We start from the raw sequence: 1,780 nt of genomic DNA, 5'->3' as shown, positions 1-1,780 counted from the left end.
CCCTCAACGAGGAGCGCCGAGTGGACCTTCCGCTCGGCGCTCCTCGTTGAGGGATCTCAGTAGGTCCTGATCTCAGACTGCAAGCGCGGATCGACGTGGCGAAGCCACGCGTAGTCCGGGAAGTGCAGGCCATGCGCCTTCTGGGCGATGTCGGCTAGCGCCGAGGTTGCCGAGGCGAGATGCTCTCTGGTCTTGAGCACCTGGTGAACCTGCCGAAGCTCTGCGATCCCCCGGCCCTTCTGATCGGTGATCGCCTGGAGCAGGTAGCCGTACAGGGTTTGCACGAGCGTGTCGGGCAGCCGCGCCTGCGCATCGGCAACCTGACGGTCTGCGGCCCCCCTGGCAGCCTTCAGGACGGCCGCCCGGGCCTTTCGATCGGCGAGAGGGGCTATGGCGTCGATCGTCAGGAACAGAGCAGCAGCGAGGTGCCAGGGAATGTCCTCCAGCATCCTCTCGACAGCCGGGACATCGAGCAGGTCGCGGATCTCCGTGAACCGGTTCGGGCACGGGGGCTGTACGGGAACCTCATCCTCGGCCGAGGCAGGCAACCGCACCAGTCGACCAGCCGGCACGAACTGGCTGGTGATCGCGTTCTGCCCGAACCCCCGGGGCGGCAGGGTGATGAGTGCGTCGATGTGGCTCCGGCTCCGCTTGCGCCATGCGAGAAAGCCGATGAGCGCCGTGAGCAGGGCGGCCACCAGGCCGAAAGGAGCGCTCGACTGGTAGATCGATACGAACGCGAACGGCTGGCCTACCGGCATGCCGATGAAGTACCGACCCCAGCCCGTGTACCGCCATAGGGTGAGCGTCTCAGCCAAACGCAATGCCGCGTAGACCTGCCCGAGGACCGGTGAGAAGGTCCACCACACGAGGCTGAGCACGCAGAGCGTCGCGAATGCGACGACGGCGAGGACGATGATCCTGACAGCAGAGATGGACTCTTCCGTCCTCTGATGCAGGGCCGTCATAGCGAGTGTCCGAGATGGGGCTCGGTCTGGCTGAGCGTCTGCTGGTGGGCGAGCTTCTGCTGACGATCGTCGACCATCAGGGCCTGCACCACGGGCTTGAGGACGGCGCGCACCGCTTCGAGATCCTGGCCCTGGGGCAGGAGGCTCCTGGCCTCATCGGGACTGCCCTGGATCAGCATCGCCGAGCCCTCGCGCCCAAAGCGCTCGATCAGGCTTTTGTCGATCTGGCGAACCTCCGCGATGAGCACGGGATCGGCGACGATCTCGCGCGCCGTTCGGGTCTGCAACGCGTCGGCGAGCGCCGGACTCGGGCCTGGGATCTCGATCCGGTTGCGCGCGGCGTGCTCCGGTCGCTGGCCGGCGAGCAGCATGTAGCTCGCCGGGATCAGGACGCTCCCGACCACCTGGCTGCGCGCGACCTCCTCGCGCGGCTGGGAGCGGTCCAGGCTCTCGTCGTTGCGCAAGACCCGCACGTCGACGCGCGAGTTGTTCTCCGGCATCACGCGGAAGCTGCTGAGCGGCACCGCCGCGAGCACCCGATCCTGACGGACCAGAGCATGGTCGTAGTTCGTCGCGACCACCTGACCCCGGATCTGGGTGCCGGGCTCGGCAAGGACGATGCGCGGCGCTCCCATTAGGCGCGTCGCTTCGAACGCCTCGGCCGACAGTCGGCCGAGCACCGGATGGGCGCGCTGCTCCTCCGAGTAGCGGGCATTCCGCACCATCTCGGCCAGGGGCTGGACCTGGCCGCGGGTGGCGAGCACGAGCTTGTCGCGGGTCTCGCTCGGCACCCGGTTGATCAGCGCCTGGTC

1 protein-coding gene and 1 pseudogene are annotated in these 1,780 nt (G+C 67.7%); both read right to left on the bottom strand.

Annotation, left to right across the window (positions count from 1 at the left end):
* Positions 1–56: 56 nt before the first annotated feature.
* Positions 57–968, bottom strand: a complete 912-nt coding sequence (locus VQ02_RS33780) for a hypothetical protein (RefSeq protein ID WP_048448655.1) — start codon at positions 966–968, stop codon at positions 57–59.
* A pseudogene (locus VQ02_RS38565) lies at positions 965–1,780 on the bottom strand (Fic/DOC family protein); the annotation flags it as partial. The gene VQ02_RS33780 and the pseudogene VQ02_RS38565, both read right to left, overlap by 4 nt.

The organism is Methylobacterium variabile (assembly GCF_001043975.1).
GTDB classification, from domain to species: Bacteria; Pseudomonadota; Alphaproteobacteria; order Rhizobiales; family Beijerinckiaceae; genus Methylobacterium; species Methylobacterium variabile.
This window is presented reverse-complemented; position numbering and strand designations above follow the sequence as displayed.

Coding starts and splice junctions, on each gene's coding strand:
- VQ02_RS33780 (WP_048448655.1), bottom strand. CDS start 968: ATGACGGCCCTGCATCAGAGGACGGAAGAGTCCATCTCTGCTGTCAGG.